Source organism: Buchnera aphidicola (Sitobion avenae) (genome assembly GCF_005082585.1).
Lineage (GTDB): Bacteria > Pseudomonadota > Gammaproteobacteria > Enterobacterales > Enterobacteriaceae > Buchnera > Buchnera aphidicola_Z.
The window spans coordinates 584,850-609,715 of the sequence record NZ_CP034855.1; the positions used below are offsets into that span (position 1 = coordinate 584,850).

23 protein-coding genes and 3 tRNA genes are annotated in these 24,866 nt (G+C 25.6%); 9 read left to right on the top strand and 17 right to left on the bottom strand.

Going from position 1 to position 24,866, the window contains the following annotated elements:
* Positions 1-18 precede the first annotated feature (18 nt).
* On the top strand, positions 19-807 hold the full coding sequence (murI, locus tag D9V77_RS02770) for a glutamate racemase (protein WP_158338850.1): 789 nt from the start codon (positions 19-21) through the stop codon (positions 805-807).
* Here the strand turns inward: murI and sbcB are convergent.
* Positions 794-2,236, bottom strand: a complete 1,443-nt coding sequence (sbcB, locus tag D9V77_RS02775) for an exodeoxyribonuclease I (protein WP_158338852.1) — start codon at positions 2,234-2,236, stop codon at positions 794-796. The two genes, murI and sbcB, sit on opposite strands and share 14 nt — an antisense overlap.
* A 94-nt stretch (positions 2,237-2,330) precedes the next feature.
* Between sbcB and D9V77_RS02780 the strand changes: the two genes are divergently transcribed.
* Positions 2,331-2,639 (top strand): DUF496 family protein, encoded by a 309-nt coding sequence (locus tag D9V77_RS02780; RefSeq protein WP_158338854.1) that lies wholly within the window; start codon positions 2,331-2,333, stop codon positions 2,637-2,639.
* Between the two features lie 14 nt (positions 2,640-2,653).
* On the opposite strand, the gene D9V77_RS02785 is transcribed toward D9V77_RS02780, so the two are convergent.
* Positions 2,654-2,726 (bottom strand) — tRNA-Asn (locus tag D9V77_RS02785).
* Positions 2,727-2,860: 134 nt separating this feature from the next.
* Between D9V77_RS02785 and D9V77_RS02790 the strand changes: the two genes are divergently transcribed.
* Together D9V77_RS02790 and pyrE are read left to right on the top strand one after the other, a co-directional pair.
* Positions 2,861-2,936, top strand: a tRNA-Ile gene (locus D9V77_RS02790).
* 138 nt (positions 2,937-3,074) lie between these two features.
* Entirely contained in the window at positions 3,075-3,716 is a 642-nt protein-coding gene (gene pyrE, locus D9V77_RS02795; RefSeq protein ID WP_158338856.1) for an orotate phosphoribosyltransferase, read from the top strand.
* 12 nt (positions 3,717-3,728) lie between these two features.
* On the opposite strand, the gene dut is transcribed toward pyrE, so the two are convergent.
* The 14 genes from dut to pgi all read right to left on the bottom strand — a co-directional run bounded on the left by dut (position 3,729) and on the right by pgi (position 20,119).
* Positions 3,729-4,187 (bottom strand): dUTP diphosphatase, encoded by a 459-nt coding sequence (gene dut, locus D9V77_RS02800; protein ID WP_261979303.1) that lies wholly within the window; start codon positions 4,185-4,187, stop codon positions 3,729-3,731.
* A gap of 46 nt (positions 4,188-4,233) precedes the next feature.
* Positions 4,234-4,983: a 3'(2'),5'-bisphosphate nucleotidase CysQ gene (gene cysQ / locus D9V77_RS02805; protein WP_158338860.1), complete on the bottom strand. Its 750-nt coding sequence runs from the start codon at positions 4,981-4,983 to the stop codon at positions 4,234-4,236.
* Between the two features lie 50 nt (positions 4,984-5,033).
* On the bottom strand, positions 5,034-5,486 hold the full coding sequence (gene rplI, locus D9V77_RS02810) for a 50S ribosomal protein L9 (RefSeq protein ID WP_158338862.1): 453 nt from the start codon (positions 5,484-5,486) through the stop codon (positions 5,034-5,036).
* A gap of 43 nt (positions 5,487-5,529) precedes the next feature.
* Positions 5,530-5,757 (bottom strand): 30S ribosomal protein S18, encoded by a 228-nt coding sequence (gene rpsR, locus D9V77_RS02815; RefSeq protein ID WP_158338865.1) that lies wholly within the window; start codon positions 5,755-5,757, stop codon positions 5,530-5,532.
* Between the two features lie 119 nt (positions 5,758-5,876).
* Positions 5,877-6,218 carry a 30S ribosomal protein S6 gene (rpsF, locus tag D9V77_RS02820; protein ID WP_158338867.1) on the bottom strand — a complete coding sequence of 114 codons (342 nt, stop codon included), beginning with the start codon at positions 6,216-6,218 and terminating at the stop codon, positions 5,877-5,879.
* Positions 6,219-6,389: 171 nt separating this feature from the next.
* Positions 6,390-8,585 (bottom strand): ribonuclease R, encoded by a 2,196-nt coding sequence (gene rnr, locus D9V77_RS02825; RefSeq protein WP_158338869.1) that lies wholly within the window; start codon positions 8,583-8,585, stop codon positions 6,390-6,392.
* Between the two features lie 132 nt (positions 8,586-8,717).
* Positions 8,718-10,013, bottom strand: a complete 1,296-nt coding sequence (locus D9V77_RS02830; protein WP_158338871.1) for an adenylosuccinate synthase — start codon at positions 10,011-10,013, stop codon at positions 8,718-8,720.
* Positions 10,014-10,062: 49 nt separating this feature from the next.
* A complete protein-coding gene (hflC, locus tag D9V77_RS02835) occupies positions 10,063-10,995 on the bottom strand; it encodes a protease modulator HflC (protein WP_158338991.1) in 933 nt (310 codons plus the stop codon).
* A 2-nt stretch (positions 10,996-10,997) separates the two neighbouring features.
* Entirely contained in the window at positions 10,998-12,221 is a 1,224-nt protein-coding gene (hflK, locus tag D9V77_RS02840; protein ID WP_158338873.1) for an FtsH protease activity modulator HflK, read from the bottom strand.
* Between the two features lie 164 nt (positions 12,222-12,385).
* The gene (gene miaA, locus D9V77_RS02845; RefSeq protein WP_222837021.1) at positions 12,386-13,297 is read right to left on the bottom strand and encodes a tRNA (adenosine(37)-N6)-dimethylallyltransferase MiaA; all 912 of its coding nucleotides are present in this window, start codon (positions 13,295-13,297) and stop codon (positions 12,386-12,388) included.
* Positions 13,298-13,332: 35 nt separating this feature from the next.
* Positions 13,333-15,087: a DNA mismatch repair endonuclease MutL gene (mutL, locus tag D9V77_RS02850; RefSeq protein ID WP_158338877.1), complete on the bottom strand. Its 1,755-nt coding sequence runs from the start codon at positions 15,085-15,087 to the stop codon at positions 13,333-13,335.
* Between the two features lie 100 nt (positions 15,088-15,187).
* Entirely contained in the window at positions 15,188-16,342 is a 1,155-nt protein-coding gene (locus tag D9V77_RS02855) for a mannitol-1-phosphate 5-dehydrogenase (RefSeq protein ID WP_158338879.1), read from the bottom strand.
* Between the two features lie 42 nt (positions 16,343-16,384).
* Positions 16,385-18,289: a PTS mannitol transporter subunit IICBA gene (locus tag D9V77_RS02860; protein WP_158338881.1), complete on the bottom strand. Its 1,905-nt coding sequence runs from the start codon at positions 18,287-18,289 to the stop codon at positions 16,385-16,387.
* A 180-nt stretch (positions 18,290-18,469) separates the two neighbouring features.
* Positions 18,470-20,119: a glucose-6-phosphate isomerase gene (pgi, locus tag D9V77_RS02865; RefSeq protein WP_158338883.1), complete on the bottom strand. Its 1,650-nt coding sequence runs from the start codon at positions 20,117-20,119 to the stop codon at positions 18,470-18,472.
* Positions 20,120-20,319: 200 nt separating this feature from the next.
* On the opposite strand from pgi, the gene orn reads away from it, so the two are divergent.
* From orn to D9V77_RS02885, 3 genes are all read left to right on the top strand, one after another.
* Positions 20,320-20,868, top strand: coding sequence for an oligoribonuclease (orn, locus tag D9V77_RS02870; RefSeq protein ID WP_158338885.1), 549 nt, complete (start codon positions 20,320-20,322; stop codon positions 20,866-20,868).
* Positions 20,869-20,957: 89 nt separating this feature from the next.
* A tRNA-Gly gene (locus D9V77_RS02875) sits at positions 20,958-21,033 on the top strand.
* 219 nt (positions 21,034-21,252) lie between these two features.
* The gene (locus D9V77_RS02885; RefSeq protein WP_261979304.1) at positions 21,253-21,996 is read left to right on the top strand and encodes an N-acetylmuramoyl-L-alanine amidase; all 744 of its coding nucleotides are present in this window, start codon (positions 21,253-21,255) and stop codon (positions 21,994-21,996) included.
* Between the two features lie 110 nt (positions 21,997-22,106).
* Here D9V77_RS02885 and rpmE read toward each other — a convergent pair whose 3' ends face one another.
* A complete protein-coding gene (gene rpmE / locus D9V77_RS02890; protein WP_158338891.1) occupies positions 22,107-22,325 on the bottom strand; it encodes a 50S ribosomal protein L31 in 219 nt (72 codons plus the stop codon).
* Between the two features lie 565 nt (positions 22,326-22,890).
* On the opposite strand from rpmE, the gene hslV reads away from it, so the two are divergent.
* Both hslV and hslU read left to right on the top strand, forming a co-directional pair.
* Complete coding sequence (gene hslV, locus D9V77_RS02900) at positions 22,891-23,421, top strand: ATP-dependent protease subunit HslV (RefSeq protein ID WP_158338896.1); 531 nt, start codon at positions 22,891-22,893, stop codon at positions 23,419-23,421.
* Positions 23,422-23,432: 11 nt separating this feature from the next.
* Complete coding sequence (hslU, locus tag D9V77_RS02905; RefSeq protein WP_158338899.1) at positions 23,433-24,764, top strand: HslU--HslV peptidase ATPase subunit; 1,332 nt, start codon at positions 23,433-23,435, stop codon at positions 24,762-24,764.
* Positions 24,765-24,866 lie beyond the last annotated feature (102 nt).

Genomic DNA, 24,866 nt, shown 5'->3' on the forward strand with positions numbered 1-24,866 from the left:
TTATAAAAAAATCGTACAGTGCTTATATTTGATTCTGGTGTCGGTGGATTATCTGTATTAAAAAATATAAAAAAAATTCTACCAAAAATGCACTATATTTATATTTTAGATAATGAAGCATTTCCTTATGGAAATAAAACAGAATTTTTTATTGTTCAAAGAAGTATAAAAATAATTAATACAGTAAAAAATATTTATCCTATTAATATAGTCGTAATTGCTTGCAACACGGTAAGTACCATAGCTTTATCTATTTTAAAAAGTAAATTTAGTTTTCCTATTATTGGAATATTTCCAGACATAAAAACTGCAAAAAAAATAACTAAAAATAAAATTATCGGCTTAATAGCAACTAAAGCAACGATGAATTCGTCTTATATTAAAAAAACAATATATAAAAATATTTCCAAAAATACCATTCAAGTAATAGGTACAAATAAATTGGCTTCAATATCTGAAAAAAAAATTCGGGGCATTGAAGTTTCACAAAAAAAATTAAAAAATATTTTTAAATCATGGATAGATCTTCCTGTACATCCTGATACCATTATATTAGGATGTACTCACTTTTCATTGCTAGAAAAAGAAATCAAAAAAATTTTATATAAAACATCATCGATTTATTTTATTGATTCAATACACACAGTGACATCTCAGATTAAAAATTATTTAAAAAAATTACATATTAATCAAAATATAAGAAAAAATATTTTTTTATATTCAAAATATAGTATTAGCTTAAAAGAATTATTAATTTTTTTAAAAAAATACCAGTTTACGATAATAAAACATATTAATTTAAATTAATATCTTTAAAGAATAATTTTTTATATTGTTTAACAATATATTCTAACAATTGTTTTAATAACAAAACCTTTTCTAAATTTTTAGAATATTTCTTCAATAAGAATTGAATTTCATTACAATATTGCTTTAAATATAAAGGATTTAAAACATTCATACAATGCTTCAACCATATTTTTCTTTCATTGCTATCTAGTGTATCAAAAAAATTACGAGCTCGATAACGAAAAAGTAAATCTTTTAAACGCGAATCATAGAAATTAAAACTACTATTTTTTAAAGATTCCGGTTCAGAATTTCTAATAACTTTTATTATTGCTTTATCATGAGAGTTAAAAAAAGAATTATATATATCTAAATCAACATTTAAAGATTTTCTAAAATTTTTTTCTTTCGAAAAAATAATTTTGATATTTTTAATAAAAAAATTATTTTTTTTAATTAAATCAATATTTTTGTTAAATAAAGATATATTAAGGTTTAATCTATTAGAGTCTTCTTTTCGTATTGTTTGAATCGGCGCTAAAATAGGACAACGATTTAAATATAAAAATACTATTCCTAAACTGAATAAATTTTTAATAAAAACTTCATCAAAACATATTTTTTTACATGCGTTTATTAATTTTTGAATATCTTTAAACAAATCAACCGCAATTAATAGATTTCTATTATTTTTATCCCATGTTATGGGAAGTACATAGCTTATATTATTACGAATCGCTCCAAAATAACTAGAGACATAAATAATAGGTTTAATTTTTTTTAAATCAATTAATTTATATAATTCATTTTTTTTTCTCATTTTTAAAAAAAAATTAAATAATCTAGGTTGTTTTTTTTTAATAAGTTTAGCTATTTCAATAGTTGCACATACATCTGATACCGCATCATGCGCATATGAATGTGCAATACTATTCATTTTTGTTAGATCTGATAATTTAAAACTCGGAAATCCTAATTTGTTTTTAGGCCATTTTATACCAGCGGGTCTTAATGCATAACATGCTCGTAATAAATTTATTAAATCCCAGCGAGAATTTCCGTTTTTCCAACTCCATTCATAAGGCTCAAAAAAATTTCGATAAAATAAGTTTCTTGTAATCTCATCATCAAAGTTAATATTATTATAACCAAGAATACAAGTATTAGACTCTTTAAAAATATTATATATTTTTTTAGAAAAATTATATTCATTAGTTCCATTTTTTTGTGTATATTGAGGAGTAATATGAGTGATTAACACAGAATAAGGATCAGGTAAATAATCATCAGATGGAAAACAGTAAAAATATTGCGGATCATCTTTGATATTTAAGTTTAAATCTGTTCTAATACAGGCAAATTGAGCTGGTTTATCTAAAGACGTATGTGTACCAAAAGTTTCATAATCATAAAATAAAAAAGTAGGAGTTGTTTTTAGTTGTTTCATTTTAAATTTTAATAAAATATTAAACTCCTAAAAAAATTAATTACATTAATAAAAAAATAAAAATCAAATACAAATTTTAAAAAGGTTTATTAATATGTCAGATACAAAAAAATCATTTAAAAATGTATTAGAATTTGTACATAAGTTTCGAAGAAAGAATAAAATTAAAAGAGAAATAAACGATATTGAAAAAAAAATAAGAGATGATCAAAAAAGAATATTACTTTTAGACAATCTTAGTCAATATATTACATTAGATATGAGTTACGAAGAAATTAAAAAAATAATTTTTATGATGAAAAATGATTATGAAGATCGAGTAGATGATTATATTATGAAAAGCGCAGAATTATCAAAAGAAAAAAGAAACTTGTCACAAGAATTAAAATTAATTATTAAGTAAGAAGTAATTTTTTTCTCCCCTGACTGGATTCGAACCAGTGACATACGGATTAACAGTCCGCCGTTCTACCAACTGAACTACAGAGGAATATTAATATATATATCAAAATTTTTTATATGTGTCAAATATATAAAAAAATATTTTTAAAAAATACAAATTTTTTTAAAAGAATTCTAGATTATTAGAAAAAATTGATTTATAGTAAGAGGATAAAAGAATACGGCCCTTTAGCTCAGTGGTAAGAGCAGGCGACTCATAATCGCTTGGTCGCTGGTTCAAATCCAGCAAGGGCCACCAATATAAAACAAAATTAACTTTTTCTCCCTATATATTATCTAATAAAAATAAAATCATGCTTAATTTTTCATGTCATTCAAATTATTAACATGTAAAATTCTATTGTAAATTTTTACGATTAATTAGGATTTAATTTTTATGGACTGGAAAAAAGAATTCATTGATTTCTCTTTTAAAAAAAAAGCATTAAAATTTGGAACTTTTAAATTAAAGTCAGGACGAAGCAGCCCTTACTTTTTTAATTCAGGATTACTCTCTACAGGCAAAGATATCATTAAAATAGGATTGTTTTACGCTCATTCCATAATAGCATCAAAAATAAAATTCGATGTTTTATTTGGTCCTGCATATAAAGGTATACCTATAGCTGTAGCTACCTCTATAGCATTAAAAAATCATTATAATTTAAATATTCCATATGCTTTTAATAGAAAAGAGTCTAAAAAACATGGAGAACAAGGAGATTTAATTGGAGAAAAAATACATAACAAAAAAATTATTATTTTAGATGATGTAATTACATCAGGTACAGCAATACATCATTCTATAGAAATTATTGAAAAACAAGGAGCTCAAATTTCTTCCGTATTTGTATTGTTAGATCGCAAAGAAAAGGGAAAAAGAAATTTATGCACTATTAATCATTTGAAAAATCAAAAAAGTTATGAAATTATTTCTATAATTACAATTGAAGATTTAATCTCTTATTTGCTAGAAGATAAAACATTAAAAAAACACATACCAGACTTAGTACAATATCGCAAAAAATATGGTATTTAAAAAAATATTTTTTTAGATCATACCGGAATGCCCAAAACCGTTTTCCGAGCGTGAGGTTTTTTTAAACTCTTTCACTAAAGAAAAATGTGGTTTAATAATTGGAATAAATACTATTTGCGCAACCCTATCATATGGGGATACATAAAACTCTTTCTTGCTGCGATTCCAAAGAGATATCATTAATTGACCTTGATAATCAGAATCAATTAAACCAACTAAATTACCTAATACAATACCTTTTTTATGACCTAATCCTGATCTAGGCAAAATCAATGCTGTAATATTAGGATCTGCGATATATATTGCTATTCCAGTCGGAATTAAAATAGTTTGCTGAGATTTCAATATAATTTTTTTTTCTAAACAAGCCCTAAGATCTAAACCAGATGATCCTATTGTTGCATATGTAGGAAAAGAAAAATTTTTTTCTATCTGTGAATCTAAAATTTTTATTTCAATAGTATTCATAATAAAATTATATATTTCTTATAAGATAAATGTTGAATAAAAAAAAATATTATAACACTGACGCACAAAACCCTGGATTAATAAAAGAAGCGCGAGAAGATAGTGAATAATTTAAATTCTTGCCTGTCCATGTTTTTACTTGTCCACCAGCTGCAACAACAATAGCATGACCAGCAGCAGTATCCCATATATGAGTATTTCCAAATCGTGGGTAAACTTGAGCAGTACCTTCAGCTATCAAGCAAAATTTTAATGAAGAACCTAATTTTTTTAATTTATAATGTTTTATTCCTTTTAAATAATTATCTAATTCTTCATCAACATGTGAACGACTAGTAATTAATAATGGAATTTCTGATTGATACACTTTAATTGATTTCTTTAAACCTGAATGATTTTCTTTCCAAGCATTCTGATAAAATGAAGAATACAAAATATCAAAAAAAGGAGCATATACTACTCCTAGTATAGGAACCCCATTTTTAATTAAACTAATATTTACTGTAAATTCACCATTTTTTTTTAAAAATTCTTTAGTTCCATCTAATGGATCAATCAACCAATAATTCTCCCAGTGTTGACAACTTGTTAAGTTGCATGATTGCTCTTCAGAAATTATTGGAATATCAGGAGTAATTAAAATTAGCCCTTTTTTAATTATATCATTGACGGCACAATCAACATTAGTTACAGGAGTGTTGTCAGATTTATACGAAATATTTATAAGTTCCGGGGAATAATAAAACTTCATAATACAATTGCCGGCACAACGTGCTAAATTACAAATTTTTTCTAACATGTTACTTTATAATATTGTTTTAAATTGAATTTTAAAAAATTCTAATGAAATTAATTTTTTGCAATGATGTTAACTATAAAATCAATAGATACTTTTCTATGTGGTTGAAATACGACTATATGCTCACCGACTTGACGTAGCAAACCATTAGGTAATCGAATTTCTTTTTTATTAACTTTTACACCCAACAGCATTATTTCTTTAATGATATTTCTAATGCCTACTGAACCGAATATTTTACCTTCTTTTCCTACTTTAGATGAAATTTTTATAGAACTTAATTTTTTTATTTTTTCAGCTCTTGACTGCGCTATAAGAAATTTACTAATATTTTCTTTTTCTAATGCAATGCGTTGAGCTTCGAAAGATTCAATGTTTTTTTTATTAGCTAAAATAGCTTTTCCTTTAGGAATTAAAAAATTTCTTGCATAACCAGATTTAACATTTATAATCGCACCTGAATCACCTAATTTATCAATTTTAGATAAAAGAATAACTTCCATAGTTTATTTTTCTCTTTTTATATAATATAATCATCAAATTATCTTAGCGATGTTGATCAGTATACGGTAGCAAAGAAAGATAACGTGCTCGCTTAATAGCTCTAGATAATTGTCTTTGATACTTTGCTCTGGTACCAGTAATACGACTAGGCACAATTTTGCCACTTTCTGTTATATAATTTTTTAAAACAGCAATATCTTTATAATCTATTTCTTGAACACCCTCTGCAGTAAAACGACAAAATTTTCTACGACGAAAGTAACGTGCCATTTATTTTTTCTCCAAAAATCATTATAAATGATACAAATTTTTTATATGATTTATTTATAAAATAAATTATGACTATAGGTATATTAGTATTTTTGAAAACGATTTTTAATGAACTAAAACTATTTTTTTTCTTTCTTATCATCTTTTAATTTAAAAATAGGCGAGGGCTCTATTACTGCTTTTTTCATAGACATAATCATGTTACGAAGAATTATATTATTAAAACGAAATTCTGTTTCTAGAAGAGTGATAGTTTTAGAAAAAACTTCTATATTCATTAAGATATAATGTGCTTTATGTAGCTTATTAATTGAATAAGACAGTTGACGTCTGCCCCAATCTTCTAAACGATGTATAACACCATCACTATCATTAATAATTTTTTTATATTTTTCAATTAGTAATGGTACTTTATCACTTTGATCAGGATGAACCATAAATATTATTTCATAATGACGCATTAAAATGCTCCTTTTGGTTTATTTAGCTTTCTTATCGAATAAATATGTTATAAATATTTATTAAGGAAGCAAGGAACTTTTTTTAGAATATTTAACATATCTAAAATAATTATTTTATTTTATTTTTTTAAAAAAATCAATACTATTTCATGGTTTTAAAGATAAAGATCATCAGGTTTTATATAAAGACAATTCTATTTTTCTTTCATTAAGGTTAACAGAAATTACTTTAACTTGCAACGAATCACCAAGACAATAAGTATTTCTTCTAGATTTACCAATAAGTTTAAGTCCTAAAGAATCAAAATAATAATAATCATCATTTAAAGAAGCTATATGAACTAATCCATCAATAAAAAAATGATTTAGACGCACAAAAAAACCAAATGAAGTTACATTAGAAATCACACCATTTAATATAGCACCGATTTTTTTATGCATAAAATCACATTTTAGCCAATCAACTACATCTCTACTCGCTTCATCTGCACGTCTTTCAGTTATAGAACAATGCAACCCTATTTTTTTCATTTCATTGATACTATATAAAAAAGAATTAGAATAATTACAATTATTTATAGATATATCCTTATTTTTTAATAATAAATGTTTAATAACTCTATGTAATATAAGATCGGGATATCGTCTAATGGGTGAAGTGAAATGAACATAACTAGATAAAGATAAACCAAAATGACCACGATTATCTGGAGAATATACTGCTTGCTTCATAGAGCGTAATAATATTGTTTGAATCATTTCATATTCGGGACGATTCGAAACACTTCTCAACAAATTTGAATAATGAGTGGATTCTGGAACATCACCTCCCAATAATGTCAGTCCTAGTTCATTTAAAAATAAACGAAAACTAATAACATTATCTTTTTTAGGACGATCATGATTACGAAATAAAACAGGATGCTTATGTTTTTCAACAAAACGAGATGAAGCTATATTAGCTAATATCATACATGATTCAATAAATTTATGTGCATCATTTCGAGTATTTTGATAAATACTTTTAATTCGAGAATCAGAATCTAAAATAAATCTAGGTTCTATATTTTCAAAATAAATACCTTTTTTAGAAATACTATCTTTATTTAAGATTTTCTGTAAATATGATAAATTCTTAATATCCTTTAAAAAATTTTTATATTTAGAACATAATAGAACGTCTCCATTCCACATTCTAAAAATCTCATCATAAGTAAAGCGCCCATGAGAACATATAATTCCTTCATAATGTTTATAACTAATTAATTCTCCTTTATTTGATAAACTCATTTCGCATATCAAACATAAACGTTCTACATGAGGATTTAAAGAACATAAATCTGTTGAAATTTTTTCTGGCAGCATAGGTATAACTAAAGATGGAAAATATATAGATGTACCTCTTTCTAATGCTTCTTTATCTAAAGGAGTATCAGGTTGAATATAGAAGCTTACATCAGCAATAGCTACCCATAAGTTCCAACCTTCTTCTGGCGAATTAATTTGTCTTTTACAAAATACAGCATCATCAAAATCACGAGCATCCTCATCATCAATTGTAAAAAAAGGAAGATGTCTCAAATCTACACGATTTTTTAAATCAGATTGATTTATTTTATTGCCAATTGTATATAATTGTTTTTTGATTTCTTCTGACCATAAAGAAGGAATAGAATGTGTACGCAGCGCCATTTCTATAGCTAAATTTGTATTCATTTCTTTTCCTAGAACTTCTACTATCAATCCTTGTATTTTGACATTTCTAATAGGATGCTGCTTTAATTTTACCACTACAACAGATCCTGTAGAAATATCTTCTTTAATAGCTGAGCAGATAAAAATCTTAAAACTAAAACGAGTATCATTTGGAATTACAAAGTTCATTCTACTATCAATATAATATCTACCAACAATTAATACATTATTAGGCTGTAATAGTTTTAAAAACCTTGCTGAACTTCTTCTCTTTCCATGATTATTAACAATATGAGCAAGAATAATATCACCATGAATACAAGATTTCATTTGTTCTGATGAAAGCCACAGATCATCTTTTAATGTTTCTGTTCTAAGAAAACCATAACCATCTCTATGACCTATAACTTTTCCTTTAATTACTTTTAGACTTTCAGGAGCAATATAACAATGATTTTTAGTATATATAACTTGGCCATCTCGTTCCATGGCTCTCAATCTTCGACGTAACGCTTTTTTTTCTTCTTGATTATTAATACCAAATTTTTTTTCTAAATTTTTCTGACTTATTAGATCTTGACATTTTTGAAGCCACGAGGAAATATATTCCCGACTAGGAATCGGGTTTTTATATTTACTAGCTTCTCTTTTTTGGTAGGGATCTACTACCATATTTACTTCTCCAAATATATTATTTTATAGTGAAATTATATGTTAATAAATTTTAATCTCATTTTTTATTTAATTCATTATAATTTGTTTGAAAAAAATATATTTAATTTTTTAAATCAAAAATAATTAGTTTTAAATAAAAAAATTATCTTTAACTAAAATAATATCAGAACGATCAGGACCAGTAGAAATAATATCAATAGGAATTTGAGTTATCTCTTCGATACGATCGAGATAATTGCGCGCTTCATAAGGTAAATCTTCTAGTTTTTTAATCCCTAAAGTTTTTCTATTCCATCCAGGATAAGTTTCATATATTGGTGTTACGTTTTCCCAATCATCTATATCAGAAAATGATATCACTTCTGAGGTATGAACATTTCTATAAGCTACACAAATTTTTATTTCATTCAATCCATCTAATACATCTAATTTTGTTATGCATAAACCAGACAAAGAATTAATATGTACTGATTGACATAAAGATACTGCATCTAACCAACCAGTACGTCTTTTTCTGCCAGTTGTAGAACCAAATTCATGACCTTTATTTGAAAAATGTTTATCTGTATTATCAAACAATTCAGTAGGAAAGGGACCATAACCTACTCTTGTAGAGTATGCTTTTGTTACACCAAGAATATAATCTAAATTTTTAGGGCCTACTCCTGTTCCTGTAAGCACACCACCAATAGTGCTATTAGAAGAAGTTACATAAGGATATGTGCCATGATCAATATCTAAAAAACTACCTTGAGCCCCTTCAAAAACTATTTTTTTCTTGTCTTTAATAGCTTGATGTAAGATATTAGTAGTATCTTTTATCATATCATAAATCACGTCTATTGTTGGCAATAAGTCTCTTAAAACAATTTTATAATCAACAGGTTTTTGTTTATAAAAAGATACTAATTGATGATTGTAATAACTGACTATTTTTTCTAAACGCATAGATAAATTTTTTTCGTTTTTCAAATCCCCAACACGTAAAGCACGCCTTGCAACTTTATCTTCATATGCTGGACCAATACCTCTTCCTGTTGTACCTAATGCACTAATTCCTAATTTTTTTTCACGAGCGATATCCATCTCAATATGATATTGTAAAACTAAGGGAGAAGATCTAGAAATAAACAAACGTTTATCGATACAAATATGATTTTTTTTTAACATATTTATTTCTTTTATTAATTCTAAAGGAGAAACTACTACCCCATTAGAAATAACTCCAATGACATTATTATGTAGCAATCCAGATGGAATTAAATGCAGTACTGTTTTCTTTCCATTAACAACTAAAGTGTGACCCGCATTATGTCCACCTTGATATCTTACGACATATGAACTATCCGAAGTTAAATAATCTACTATCTTTCCTTTTCCTTCATCACCCCATTGCGTTCCTAATATTACAATATTTTTATTCATGTCTTATAATGCCTATTTGTATTAAATATTTTAACTCTTACATTTAAAATTATCGATTTTCAATATGAATCATTTTATTTATATAGTGAAAAAAGTCGCTATCTGAATCAATTAACATGATATTTCCATTATTTTTAAAACTATTTTCATATGCACGTAAACTACGAATAAAAAAATAAAAATCTGGTTCCTTGCTAAAATGTTCTGAAAATAATTTTGTTACTTCAGCTTCTCCTTGACCTTTAATTATTAAAGCCTGTTTTTGTGCTTCAGCTAATATCATGGATACTTTATAATCCGCTGCCGCACGTAGTTTTTCAGCTTTTTCTTGTCCTTGAGAACGTTGGCTTCTTGCTACGGATTCTCTTTCTGCTCTCATGCGATTATATATAGCATCAGAGACTTCGATAGGTAAATTAATTTGTTTAATACGAACATCTACTACTTGAATTCCTAACGCATTCATGCTATTTACATTAATCAAAGAAGTTTTTTCTAAATTAATACTTCCTTCATTTAATGCGTTTAAAACATCAGTTGTTAATCTTCCTCGTGAATCAGTAACAATTTCTTTAACATTAAGACAGCCGATCTCAGATCGCAATCGATCACTAAATTTTCTTTTCAATAGTACTTCGGCTTGTAAAATATCACCTCCTCCAGTTGCGAGGTAATAACGACTAAAATCATTAATACGCCATTTTATATAAGAGTCGACAATTAGATCTTTTTTTTCTTTTGTAACAAAACGATCTGCTTGATTGTCCATAGTATGAATTCGACTATCTAACATTTTAACTGTTTCTAAAAATGGCAATTTAAAATGCAACCCAGGATAGTATACTACTGTTTTTTGTTCATTATTACGCAAAACTTTTCCGAACTGCAAAACAATACCACACTCCCCTTCTTTCACAATAAAAAAAGAAGAAGATAGTAAAAGAAGCATCATACTTGACAGGAAAATAAAGATTTTACTCATATTCATTCTCTCTCTATATTTTTCAGATTACTTCGAATAGAATCAATATGACGTTGTTCTAAAACATTATTAGGAAATAACGAAGAAAAATGATTATTTTTTCTTTTCTTTTTATTAAACAAAGAACCCTTTTTGTCAAAATTATTAATTTTATTTTTAAAACTTTTATGCAATGATTTTATATTAGAAAAAAAGTTATCTAAAGATAAAAAAAATATTGAATTATTGTTCTTATTAATAAATATTTTTTTATTTTTGCTTAACAATCTTTCCATAGATTCTATATAAAGACGCTTTAAAGTTATTGTTTTAGCCATTCTATATTCAGGTACAATTTTAGAAAAACGAGCCACTTCTCCTTGAGCTTCTAAAGTAATACGTGAAGAATATGCTCGTGCTTCTTCTAAAATTCTTTGAGCTTTACCATTTGCTTTAGGCTGAACTTCATTTGAATAAGCCTCAGCTTCACGGACGTATTGTTCACGATTTTCACGTGCCGCAATTGCATCATCAAAAGCAGCTTTTACTTCTTCAGGAGGTCGAGCTTTTTGAAAATTAACATCTAATATTGTGATTCCCATTTTATATGGTTTGATTATGTCTTCAATTTCTTTTTGAGTATCACTTCGTACTAAAGTACGTCCTTCTGTCAACACTCGATCCATAGTCGAATGTCCTATAACACCTCTCAATGCACTATCTGTTGCTTGACGTAAACTATCATCTGGATAAGAAACAGAAAAAAGATAATCGGCTGGATTAGTTATTTTATATTGTACATTCATCTCTACACGTACTACATTTTCATCTGAAGTCAACATTATACCTGAAGTAGCCAACTCACGTACCGTTTCAACATTTACAGCTTTAACTTCGTTAAAAAAAACAGGTCTCCAATTTAATCCTGGTTCGACTAAATGACTAAATCTACCAAAACTAGTAATTACACCGCGTTCAGCTTCTTTAATAGTATAAAAACCACTGATACACCAAATAAAAAAACTTATCAATATTATTATTGAAAAAGGATGAATTATTTTTTTTGATGAGTATGAAGAATTAGTGTTTTTAGTAATAGTATTTTTAATACTATATAAAAAATTTTTTATATCTGATACGGTAGTTTTTTTTTCATATTTATTATCTGAACAGTTTTTGCTATTACCGTTCTTATTCCCCCATGGATCAAATTCAGGTTCATTATTATTTGGTTTATTCCAAACCATCTTATGCCTCATTTGTTAATTTTACTACTAAAATAAACTTTGAAAAATAATTTAAGAAATTATATTTTTTTATAGATGATAAGATCTAAAAAAAGTTATTATTAAAATAATATACCTTATATTCTATTGGAATAAAAATGCGTTTTTTATAAAAATTTTTCTAATCATGTAGAAAATTTATTGTTTTTTTGAAGGACATCTAATATTTTTTGAACCAAAATATTGAAATTAGAATCATATAATATTTTATTAAGATTATTCCATTTTTTTAACCAGGTTAATTGATGTTTAGCAAGTTTTCTTGTGGCATATATTATTTTTTTAAACATTTCTGCATAACTATTTTTATATTCAAGATATTCCCAGATTTGACGATATCCTATACATCGAATAGATGGCAAATTTATATGCAAATCTCCTCTCAAAAAGAGAATTTCTACCTCTTTTTGAAAACCCAAAATCAACATTTTTTTTACACGAAGTTCAATTTTATTGTTTAACCATTCTTTGTTTGGAGGCATAATGGCAAATTGAAAAATATTATATGATAATTCATAGTTATTTTTTTCTTTTAGTTCTGTTAAGTTTTTTCCAGAAATATAAAAAACTTCTAGAGCTCTTAATAATCTTTGAAAATCATTTCTATGAATTCTGCTAGCAGAAACAGGATCTATTAATTCTAATCTTTTATGTAAAAAATTTTTCTTATTGCTTGTTTGTAATAAATATTCACGAACTTTGATATTAGATGGTGGCAAAATAGATAATCCATGTAGTAATGTATGATAATAAAACATTGTTCCACCAACAAGACAAGGTATCTTTCCTAATTTAATAACGTCATCAATGGCTTTTAACGCATCTTTTTGAAACTCTGCAGCTGAATAACTTTCAATTGGATCTTTTATACTTAATAAACGATGAGGGTGATTAGACAAATCAGAAGAACTTGGTTTATCTGTTCCAATATCCATTCCACGGTAAATTAATGCAGAATCTACACTAATTAATTCTATTGGCAAAAATTTTCTCATATAAATAGCAAGTCGACTCTTTCCACATCCTGTAGGCCCCATTAAAAAAATAACAAAAGGTTTATTTTTTATAAAATTCATATTTTTAAGATACACAAAGCTTTATTAATATTTATTTTTTGTAGTAATTTTGGCGGAGGATTTTTTAGTAATAAAGGACAATAATATTCCATTTCCAAAAGTACTTTAATACCATTAGTACGAGTCCAATCTTTTAGTTCTATAAAAACATTAATATAAAACCAATCTACTATTTGTGAAATTAAAACTGGTTTTTTAAGAAATAAAAATTTAAAAAAATCTGATACAACTACATTAGTATTGCATTTTTTTAAAAAGATAGGAATAGAACATAAAATAACATAGTTTTTTTTAAAAATTAAACGAAATCCAAATTTTAATAAAGTTTCTTTAATATGGAATAAAATTCCATATTCTTGAGGTGTAGTATTAATTTTAATATTACTTGAAAAATACTCATATATTATTTTTTTTTCAATATTATCTTTCAACTTTTGTCTTCTAACCATTCCTTTAGCTAAAGGAAAAGAAATCAATAAAAAATTTTTACGATGATGAATTAATCCATAATATTCACGTGTAATTGTTAATAATTTTCCAATAGAACATTGGTATTTTTCTAGAAAAATATCGAAAGCAAGATCATTACATATTTTTTTTATATTTATATTTTTAAAATATTTTTTTTTGAAAAAAAATAAAGATATTAATGTTAAAAAAATAGAATCTAAAGGATTAGAATGAATTTTTTTTTCATCATGTAAATTAATTCTTGGATTAGATAAAGAATCCTTTGATAAATATTTTTTTTCTATTTTTTTTAAATTATAAAAAACAGTTTCATAAATAAATTTATAAATTACATTGGGTTTATGAAATTTAATTTCATTTTTAGTCGGATGAATGTTGAAATCAATATTATCAGGTGAAATTTCTAAATACAAAATAAATGATATATTTGTTTTTCCTATTGTTTCATGATAAGCAGAACGAACAGCTTTAAGAAAAATATTATTATAAATACATCGATTATTAACATAACAATATTGAATATTTTTTAATTCTTTGCATGCATATGGATGTGATATCCATCCAAATAAAATCATATTGTACTTATTTTTTTCTTTTACTTCCAGAAATTGATTAGCATCAGATATATTGAATATATCTTGTAATCTATGAATTTTATTATTTTTATTATTCACAGAATTATATTTAATAATTAATTTCTTGTTATGTTCAAGAGAAAAATTTACATAAAAATAGGATAAAGCTATTTTTCGAACTACTTCACAAATTTTTAAAAATTCTAGTTTTTTATTTTTTAAAAATTTAAGACGAACTGGCATATTATAAAATAAATTTTCTATTATAATAGTAGTACCTTGAGGATGTGCTATCGGTTGCAAAGGGATATAATTATTAGAAAATCCTTCTAAATATATCTTCCAAGCACAATCATTAAATTGAGTACAAGAAATCAAAGTTAATCTTGAAACAGCTCTAATACTAGCTAAAGCTTCGCCACGAAATCCGAAAGTAGTAAGTACATCTAAATCTGATAATGAAGTAATTTTACTTGTGGCATGATGGCACACTGCAAGTAATAAATCTTTTTTATTAATACCGCAACCGTCATCTTTTAAGATAATAGATTGAAACCCGCTTTTTTCGATGAAAATATTAATATTTTTTGATCCGGCATCTATACTATTCTCTATAATCTCTTTAACAACTGAAGCTGGACGTTCAATAATTTCTCCAGCAGAAATTTGACTTGATAAATCTTTTGGCAATACACGAATAGACATTACCTTATTCTCTAAATTTATATAAAATACTATTTATAAAAATTAAAATAATATCATATTAAATTCCTATAATTAAAAACAGTTTTACTGTCTACACAATTCAACTATTTTTTAAAATTGAATTATATTCTAAAATGATAGAATTAACTTCTTCACTATTTTCACATAAATTGCAAATTTTAATTAAAGTTTTTTTAAAACCCTGTTTTTTTATTAAAGATGCAATCTGTATTGATTCTAGATCATTTAAATTCTGATAAAAAAATGCTGATGCAATGCCTTTTACTAAATTAGAATAAGGTAGTTGATATTTAATAGTCCCTAGAAGGGGTTTAATTAAACGTTCTTCTTTTCCTAGTTTTTGTAGTGGATTTCTTGCTATTCTTTCAAGGTTGTCTGATAAAAAAGGATTTTTAAAACGTGAAAAAATTTTTTTGATGTAAGATAAGTGATCATTTTTATTAAATTTATAACGTTTTATTAATACTGATCCACTTTCTTCCATAGCAGATCTCACAATAAAACCTATTTTTTCATCTGAAGTCGCTTCTTGTATAGTTTTATATTTTTTTATTAAACCTAAATAAGCTGCTATAGCATGACCGGTATTTAATGTAAATAATTTTCGTTCTACAAATGCATTTAAATTATTACTCAGCTTCATGTCAATTATTTTTGGAATTCTTCCTTTAAATTGAGAGGCATTAACAATCCATTCTTTAAAGTCTTCGGCAACTAAAAATAAATAATCTTTTTTATTAACTAATGGTATAATTGTATCGATGCTACAATCTATAAAACCAATATATTCATTTAAATAATCATGATATTTTATTGGTAATTTTTTAAGAACTTCTTGTTTTAAAAAAGAACTAGCTTGAATTTTATTTTCACAAGCAATGATATTAAGTGGTTTGATAGACTTGTTTTTAATTTTGAGTTTTATTCCACGCATGATAACTAAAGCAATTTTATCTAATACACGCGGACCTACCGCAGTTGTAATTAAATCAACTATAGAAATTATTTTTATAATATTTGAATCATTAGAGTTTATAGCACTGACTCTTTTAACATCAACAATGTTTTTTGTAGTAGCACTTATTATTTGAACAGAATATTCTTTATTACGATTAATAGCATCTACTATCTCTTGATTTACATCAGAAAAAATAACGTTAAAACCAGATTGTGATAATGTTTTTCCAACAAAACCCCGACCAATATTTCCAGCTCCAAAATGTAGTGCTTGCATATAAGTAAGTCCAATAAAATTTTATAAAAAACTATTAGAAAATTAAATTTTTTCAGTAGTTAAAAGTGATAATGCTTCTTTTACACTAGTAGTATTGGATAACTTTTTAATTGTATCTTTATTGTCTAATACATTAGTAATATTACTAACTACCATAATATGTTCATTATTTTTCGCTGCAATTCCAATAACGAGATAAGCAATATCTTCTGCTTCTTCTCCAAAATGAACCCCATTAGGGAATTGACAAAAAATTATTCCAGTTCGTAATACAGAATCTTTTGCCTCAATAGTTCCATGTGGTAATGCTATTGATTCTCCCAACCAAGTAGAAGCTATTTTTTCTCTCTCTAGCATTGAATTAATATAATCAGATTTTACATAACCTTGCTTTACTAAATTATTTCCAACAATATTGATTGCTTCTTCTTTATTATTTGCATGTTGATTAAGAATAATATTCTCTTCAGTTAGATGAAATAAATTATATGATTTTTCTACATTATTAATATTGATAGCATTCTTATGATTATCATCTAAAAAAATTATATTTTCCATTAATTTTCGTATTAAATTATCATAAAAACTATTATTAAGAAAGTTTTTTAAAGATACATGCTTAGCATGTGGTGCATATTTTTGAGCTCGATGTGTTAGATTTTGATGTGTAATTACTAAATCTGCTTTTTTAGGTAATACATTAATTGCCATATTTAATACAGAAATATGAGTTAAATTAGCATTTTTTATTTTTTTACGTAGAATACTTGCACCCATGGCACTAGATCCCATTCCTGCATCACACGCCACAATAATCGTTTTAATTTTTCTATTAAATTGTAAAGTATGAAAACTGTCTTCTAATGTTTCTTGAACAAAAAGATCTTTATTTTTTTGTGTAGCATTTTTATCATCTTTTTTAAAAGTGTAAAAAAAATTATATTTTAACAATACGGCAGCACTTAAAAAAGAAATAATAAAAGAACAAAAAATAGAAAGAATATTAGAAAAATATAAATCTTTAGGAGTCATGGCTAGAATAGATAAAATAGAACCTGGTGACGCAGCTGAAATCAAACCACCATGTAATAAAACAAGCATGAAAATACCACTCATGCCACCTAAGATAAGAGCAAAAATTAATTTTGGTTTAATTAAGACGTAAGGAAAATAAATTTCATGAACTCCTCCTAAAAATTCGATAATTGCTGCTCCTCCAGAAGATTTACGAAGTTCACCTTTTCCGAAAAAAAACCATGCTATTAACACACCTAATCCTGGACCTGGATTAGATTCAATTAAAAAAAATATAGAACTACGTTTTTCTAATGCATCTTGAATGCCTAAAGGAGAAAAAATTCCATGATTAATAATATTATTTAAAAAAAATATTTTAGATGGTTCTATTATAATAGAAATAAGAGGTAATAAATTATAAGATACAATAATTTTTATTAATTTTCCTAAAATATGAGAAGTCCATTCAATAAATGGTCCAATTGTAAAAAATGAAAGTACTGCTAATAATATTCCACAAATAGCAAGAGAAAAATTATTCACTAACATTTCAAAACCATTTTTTATTTTATTTTCTATTTTGCTATCAAAATATTTTATAGTCCATCCACCTAAAGGTCCTGCAATCATGCCACCTAATAACATCGGTATATCAGTACTGGTAATAACTCCTATAGTGGTTATACTACCGACTAAACTTCCTCTTAAACCAGAAACTAAACCGCCTCCAGTATATCCAATTAAAATAGGTAAAAGATAGAAAATTATAGGTGATATTAATTTTTCTAAAGTTTTATTAGGGTGCCATCCTAATGGCATAAATAAAGCAGTCATTATTCCCCATGCAATAAAAATACTTATATTAGGCATAATCATGCTGCTTAAAAATCGACCAAAATTTTGTATTTTCAATTTAATTAATATAAACATAATAACCACTCATATTCTTAAAAAAATAAAATTTTTAAAATAATTTAAAAGTAAAATATTAATTATTGAATTATTAATTCAATTAGATGAAAAGAAATGTTTAACTAATATATCAATATTACTTAAAGAAAATTTTTAATACATTTTTTAATTTGAATATTTTTCTAAATCATAACATTTTTATATTATAAAAGATTTATAAAATTTAATAAGACCTTCAGTTGAAGAATCATAAAACTGATCTTTAATATCACCATGTAAATAATTATAAATATTTTTAGATAATTTTTTTCCTATTTCAACACCCCACTGATCAAAACTAAAAATATTTAATATATAGCCTTGAACAAAAATTTTATGTTCATATAAAGAAATCAACGCTCCTAAAGTATAAGGAGTAATCTTTCGAATTAAAATTGAATTAGTAGGCTGGTTCCCCTTACATATTTTAAAAGGTAAAATTTTACTTGAATTATTCTTGTTCTTTTTTAATAATTTTGATTCATCTATACAATCATCTCTAGATTGACCAAAAGCTAATGCTTGTGTTTGAGCAAAAAAATTAGATACTAATTTTATATGGTGATTGTCTAAATTATTATGTGAAAAAACTGATGCAATAAAATCACAGGGAATTAATTTAGTTCCTTGATGTATTAACTGATAAAATGCATGTTGACCATTGGTACCAGGTTCCCCCCATATAATAGGTCCAGTCTGGTAAGTTATTTTCTTTCCATTCCTATCAATTGATTTACCATTAGATTCCATATTAGATTGTTGAAAATATGCAGAAAAACGATGCATATATTGATCATATGGAAATATTGCTTCTGTTTCAGAATTAAAAAAATTAGTATACCAAATACTAATTAAAGCTAATAAGATAGGAATATTTTCATTATAATTAGAATTGTAAAAGTGATTATCCATAGAATGAGCTCCATCTAAAAATTTCTCAAAATTATCAAATCCAATCGATAATATTATAGATAATCCTGCTGAAGACCATAATGAAAAACGTCCACCTACCCAATCCCAAAATTTAAAAATATTATTAATATTAATTCCAAAATTTAGAGCATTTTTTATATTTGCTGATGAAGCAAAAAAGTGTTTTTCTAAAGCATTTGTATCTTTTGCATGATGTAAAAACCATTTTTTTGCACTATATGCATTCGTGATAGTTTCATCTGTTGTAAATGTTTTAGACGCAATTAAAAAAATAGTTCTTTCAGGATTTATTTTCTTTAAAACTTCAATTAGATGAGTACCATCTATATTTGAAACAAAATGCATATTTAAATGATTTTTATATGGACGTAATGCTTCACTAACCATATAGGGTCCTAAATCAGATCCACCAATACCAATATTTACAATATCAGAAATAGATTTTCCTGTATAACCTTTCCATTGACCATTGATAATACAATTTGAAAAATTTTTCATTTTTTCAAGTGAATTATTTATCTCCAACATAACATTAGAATTATTAACCATAATAGGACGATTACTTCTATTACGCAACGCGATATGTAATACAGCACGATCTTCTGTTTGATTTATTTTCGCTCCGGAAAACATTAATTTTATTCCAGATTTTACATCAGTTTCTTTAGCCAAATTTAATAAATAGATCAAAGTTTCATCATTAATACGATTTTTTGAAAAATCAATTAACATTTCATTTTCAAATACAATTGAAAATTTTTTAAATCGATTTAAATCATTTCTAAAAAGATCTCTTAAGTGGGTATTTTTAATTTTGTTAAAGTGATTTTTTAAATCTTGATAAGATTTAGTCTCATTAAAATTTATATTTTTCATTAAAGAATTATTCTCCTTCAACTGGTATGATAATTTTTTATGTAATAAGAAATATTTTAAATAATATATTTATAATTAAAAAGTTTAATATATAATTAATATATATAATATAAACATTAAATAAAAAATACGATAGAAAATCGTAAATTAATAATTCAAAAATTAAATTTCAAAAGAATGTTTAATAATATAGAAAGAATATGAAAATCAATAGAACAAATTTAATTTGGATAGATCTGGAAATGACTGGACTTGACCCTAAAATACATCGCATTCTTGAAATTGCCACATTAATTACAGACATTAACTTAAATATAATTTCAGAAGGTCCAGTTATTCCTATATACCAAAAAAAAGAGCAGATTTTACTTATGGATCAGTGGAATACAAAAACCCATCAAAAAAATGGACTAATAAAGCGTGTTGAACAAAGTTTATACAACGAACAAAAAGCAGAGTCTGAAACTATACTTTTTTTAAAAAAATGGGTGCCTATTCAATCATCTCCAATTTGCGGAAATAGTATTGCTCAAGATCGAAGATTTTTATTTCAATATATGCCGAAATTAGAAAATTATTTTCATTATCGATATATAGATGTTAGTACTCTTAAAGAATTAGCTTACCGTTGGAATCCATCAATATTTAATAAATTTAAAAAAAAACATAATCATAAAGCATTAGAAGATCTTCATGAATCTGTAATGGAGCTAAATTTTTATAAAAAAAATTTTTTAAAATTTAAATAAAATTATTTTTTTAGAAAAGAAAGCTTGAAAAATTTGTTGTATATATATAAAATAAATTAATAATTTAAAATTAAAATTTTTATATTTTTGCGGGAATAGCTCAGTCGGTAGAGCACAACCTTGCCAAGGTTGGGGTCGCGAGTTCAAATCTCGTTTCCCGCTCCAATCATATCATTCAAAACATTATTCAAAATATTTTTTTAGATTTAATCTAAAAAAAGTAAAATATATAAAAATACAAAATTCAGGAAAATTTATGATTTTTCATTCTTATAAATGGATAGTATTTTTTATCTTTTTAGTAACATTTCCCACTGAAGCTAAAGATAATATTTTCTCTAAAAAAAACAGCTCAAAAACAATAGAAAATTTTTTTTTAATAAAATCAATGTTAAAAAAGAACTATGTAAAAATAGTAATAATACAAATTCATTAAAAAAAATCATTATAATAATAGATGCAGGGCATGGTGGATACGATCCTGGAGCAATTGGCATTCAAGGAATACAAGAAAAAAAAATAAATATCGCAATAGCACTGCGACTTCAAAAATTACTAAATGATAACAGTATGTTTCATACAATTCTAACTCGTAGTAATGATTCTTATCTTTCACTAAAAAAAAGAAAACAATTTATAAATAAAAACCACGTAAATTTTTTAGTATCTATTCACGCCGATTCTTCTAAAAAACAATATGTATCAGGAGCTTCTGTTTGGATTGTATCAAAAACTAGAATTAATCGTGAAATTGACAATTACTTAAAAAAAAAATCACCGATAGTTTTTTCTCAAAAAATTGAAAAAATATTTAACGAAAATAAAAATGATATTTATTTAAAAAAAACTATTTTAGAATTACAAACTAATAACTTTCAAAAAATAGAGTTAGATGTATCTAACAAAATATTAGAACAGCTTGAAAAAAATACAAAATTAAATAAAACATATCCAAATTACGCCAGTTTAGGTATATTAAGCTCTATTAACACGCCCTCCATATTAATAGAAACCGGTTTTATTACAAATTTTTTAGAAGAAAAGAAATTGAGAACTACAGAACACCAAGATAAAATTGCTTATTCGATTTATTTAGCTCTCAAGAATTATTTTAATAACTCATCTTAATTTTGAAAAATAAATATATTTCAAATATTAATTTTATTATTAAGCATCTTAATTACAAAATTCAAGATGCTTAATTCTTAAAAAAATCCATAATAAAACAAAGAATAATTTTATTTTAATTCTTTTTTAATAAATTTAAAACGCTTTTTAAATCTTTCAACACGTCCTCCAGTATCAATTACTCTTTGTTTTCCTGTATAGAATGGATGACACTTTGCACATATATCTAGATTTATATTTTGATTAATAGTAGAAAAAACTTCAATTATGTTTCCACAAGAACAAGTAGCTGTTATCTTGGAATAGAAAGGGTGGATTTTTTTTTTCATATAAAGCATTCCTAATTTAATTTTAAATATATATATATATTGATTATACGAGTATTAGTATATTAATACTAAAAAATTATCAATTTTTATTCATAAAACATAATATGCAGAAAATATATGTATGATAATAAAAAAAAAATTAAATTCATGTATTTTAATAAAAAAAATAATAAAAATAAAAAATTAAATTTGTACATATATTTAATTTTAATATGTATATTTATTTTTTTTATTTATTCGAATATAAACTTGAATATATCTTCTACAATAAAAAGTAATAATATTGAAAAAGACACTAAACATGATAATCAACTACCTCCTAAACCGAAGGAAAAATGGAAATATATTCATAAACTAGAAAATTTATAAAAATACATGTTTTTTTAAATAGAATAGATTACATTTCTAATATATTTTTTTAATAAAAAAAACATTTTAAAAATACAATATATCCAGAAAGCATATACTATTGAAAAAATAGTTAATTACATCTTATATAAAGCTATTTTATTATTGAGAAACAATATATGAGAAATAAAAATATTATTTTAAAGAGGCTTTTCTTGTGACTACAATATTAAGCGTAAGATTAAAAAATAAAGTAGTAATTGGAGGTGATGGACAAGCAACTCTAGGCAACACAATCATGAAAAGTAATGTAAAAAAAATCAGATCTTTATATCATGAACAAGTAATTGCTGGTTTTGCAGGAGGAACTGCAGACGCATTTACTTTATTTGAAATGTTTGAAAAAAAATTAGCGATGTATCAAGGACAATTACAACGCGCAGCTATTGAATTAGCAAAAGATTGGCGATCTGATAGAATGCTACGAAAACTTGAAGCTTTATTAGCCGTTGCTGATAAAGAAAGTTCGTTAATTATCACAGGAAATGGAGACGTAATACAACCTGAAGATGATTTAATAGCTATAGGATCAGGTGGTTCTTATGCCCAATCTTCTGCTCGAGCGTTAATCGAAAATACTAGTTTAGATGCAAATGAAATTGTAAAAAAATCATTAAACATCGCAGCTAATATTTGTATATATACAAATCATACTTTCACTATAAAAGAACTATTTTCGGAAAAATAAGGATTATCTCTATGTCTGAAATGACTCCTCCTCAAATTGTTTCTGAACTTGATAAATTTATTATTGGTCAAGAAAAAGCAAAAAGAGCCGTGTCTATTGCATTAAGGAATCGTTGGCGCCGTATGCAGTTAAATAGTGAACTTCGTCATGAAATCACTCCTAAAAACATTTTAATGATTGGACCTACAGGAGTAGGTAAAACAGAAATAGCAAGACGTTTAGCTAAATTAGCAAACTCTCCTTTTATTAAAGTCGAGGCGACTAAATTTACTGAAGTAGGATATGTTGGTAAAGAAGTAGATTCAATCATTCGCGATTTAACTGATGCTGCAATAAAAATGATTCGAATTAAAAACATCGAAAAAAATAAAACTCAAGTAGAAGCAATAGTGGAAGAGAAAATATTAGATGTTCTTGTTCCCACACCAAAAAAAAATTGGGCCGAAAACGAAAAAAATGAAAGTCTTTTAAAAACAATTCAAACATTTCGAAAAAAATTAAGAGAAGGTGTTTTAGATGAAAAAGAAATAGAGATAAATGTATTGGCAACTACTATGGGAGTTGAAATAATGGCGCCTCCAGGAATGGAAGAGTTAACCAGTCAACTACAATCTTTATTTCAAAATTTAGGAGGACATAAAAAAAATAATAGACGTCTAAAAATTAAAGATGCTATTGCACTATTAACAGAAGAAGAAGCAGCTAAATTAATTAATCAAGAAGAGATCAAAAAAGAGGCTATTCATGCTGTCGAACAAAATGGTATAGTTTTTATTGACGAAATTGATAAAATATGTAAAAGAGGTGATTCTTCTGGACCGGATATTTCTCGAGAGGGTGTTCAAAGAGATTTACTGCCATTAGTTGAAGGATGCACAGTATCTACTAAACATGGAATGGTTAAAACAGATCATATTTTATTTATTGCATCTGGAGCATTTCAAACATCTACACCTTCCGACTTAATTCCTGAACTACAAGGACGTCTTCCAATTAAAGTTGAATTGCAAGCACTTACTATTGATGATTTTGAAAAAATTTTAACTGAACCTACAGCATCTATCACTGCGCAATATAAGGCACTTATGGAAACAGAGGGTGTTTATATTAATTTCACAAAAGAAGGAATACGTAATATCGCAGAAGCTGCTTGGAAAGTTAATGAATCTATGGAAAATATTGGAGCCCGTCGATTACATACTGTATTAGAAAAATTAATGGAAGATATATCTTTTAATGCCAGCGATAATAAAGGCAATACAATTGAAATTAATTCAAATTATGTAGGAGAACATTTGGACCAATTAGTATCTAATGAAGATCTTAGTCGTTTTATTTTATAATTCTTATTGAAAATATTTATCCATTATTATTTTTTTATGAAATGGATGAATATTTTTTTATATTATAAAAAATAAATGTAAATTAATTTATAAGTTACTCTT

Coding starts and splice junctions, on each gene's coding strand:
- rpmE (WP_158338891.1), bottom strand. CDS start 22,325: ATGAAAAAAAAAATCCACCCTTTCTATTCCAAGATAACAGCTACTTGT.
- mutL (WP_158338877.1), bottom strand. CDS start 15,087: ATGTCTATTCGTGTATTGCCAAAAGATTTATCAAGTCAAATTTCTGCT.
- D9V77_RS02780 (WP_158338854.1), top strand. CDS start 2,331: ATGTCAGATACAAAAAAATCATTTAAAAATGTATTAGAATTTGTACAT.
- pyrE (WP_158338856.1), top strand. CDS start 3,075: ATGGACTGGAAAAAAGAATTCATTGATTTCTCTTTTAAAAAAAAAGCA.
- pgi (WP_158338883.1), bottom strand. CDS start 20,119: ATGAAAAATATAAATTTTAATGAGACTAAATCTTATCAAGATTTAAAA.
- hflK (WP_158338873.1), bottom strand. CDS start 12,221: ATGGTTTGGAATAAACCAAATAATAATGAACCTGAATTTGATCCATGG.
- rpsF (WP_158338867.1), bottom strand. CDS start 6,218: ATGCGTCATTATGAAATAATATTTATGGTTCATCCTGATCAAAGTGAT.
- hflC (WP_158338991.1), bottom strand. CDS start 10,995: ATGAGTAAAATCTTTATTTTCCTGTCAAGTATGATGCTTCTTTTACTA.
- rpsR (WP_158338865.1), bottom strand. CDS start 5,757: ATGGCACGTTACTTTCGTCGTAGAAAATTTTGTCGTTTTACTGCAGAG.
- miaA (WP_222837021.1), bottom strand. CDS start 13,297: ATGGGGCCTACAGGATGTGGAAAGAGTCGACTTGCTATTTATATGAGA.
- D9V77_RS02855 (WP_158338879.1), bottom strand. CDS start 16,342: ATGCAAGCACTACATTTTGGAGCTGGAAATATTGGTCGGGGTTTTGTT.
- D9V77_RS02860 (WP_158338881.1), bottom strand. CDS start 18,289: ATGTTTATATTAATTAAATTGAAAATACAAAATTTTGGTCGATTTTTA.
- cysQ (WP_158338860.1), bottom strand. CDS start 4,983: ATGTTAGAAAAAATTTGTAATTTAGCACGTTGTGCCGGCAATTGTATT.
- rplI (WP_158338862.1), bottom strand. CDS start 5,486: ATGGAAGTTATTCTTTTATCTAAAATTGATAAATTAGGTGATTCAGGT.
- hslU (WP_158338899.1), top strand. CDS start 23,433: ATGTCTGAAATGACTCCTCCTCAAATTGTTTCTGAACTTGATAAATTT.
- orn (WP_158338885.1), top strand. CDS start 20,320: ATGAAAATCAATAGAACAAATTTAATTTGGATAGATCTGGAAATGACT.
- rnr (WP_158338869.1), bottom strand. CDS start 8,585: ATGGTAGTAGATCCCTACCAAAAAAGAGAAGCTAGTAAATATAAAAAC.
- sbcB (WP_158338852.1), bottom strand. CDS start 2,236: ATGAAACAACTAAAAACAACTCCTACTTTTTTATTTTATGATTATGAA.
- D9V77_RS02830 (WP_158338871.1), bottom strand. CDS start 10,013: ATGAATAAAAATATTGTAATATTAGGAACGCAATGGGGTGATGAAGGA.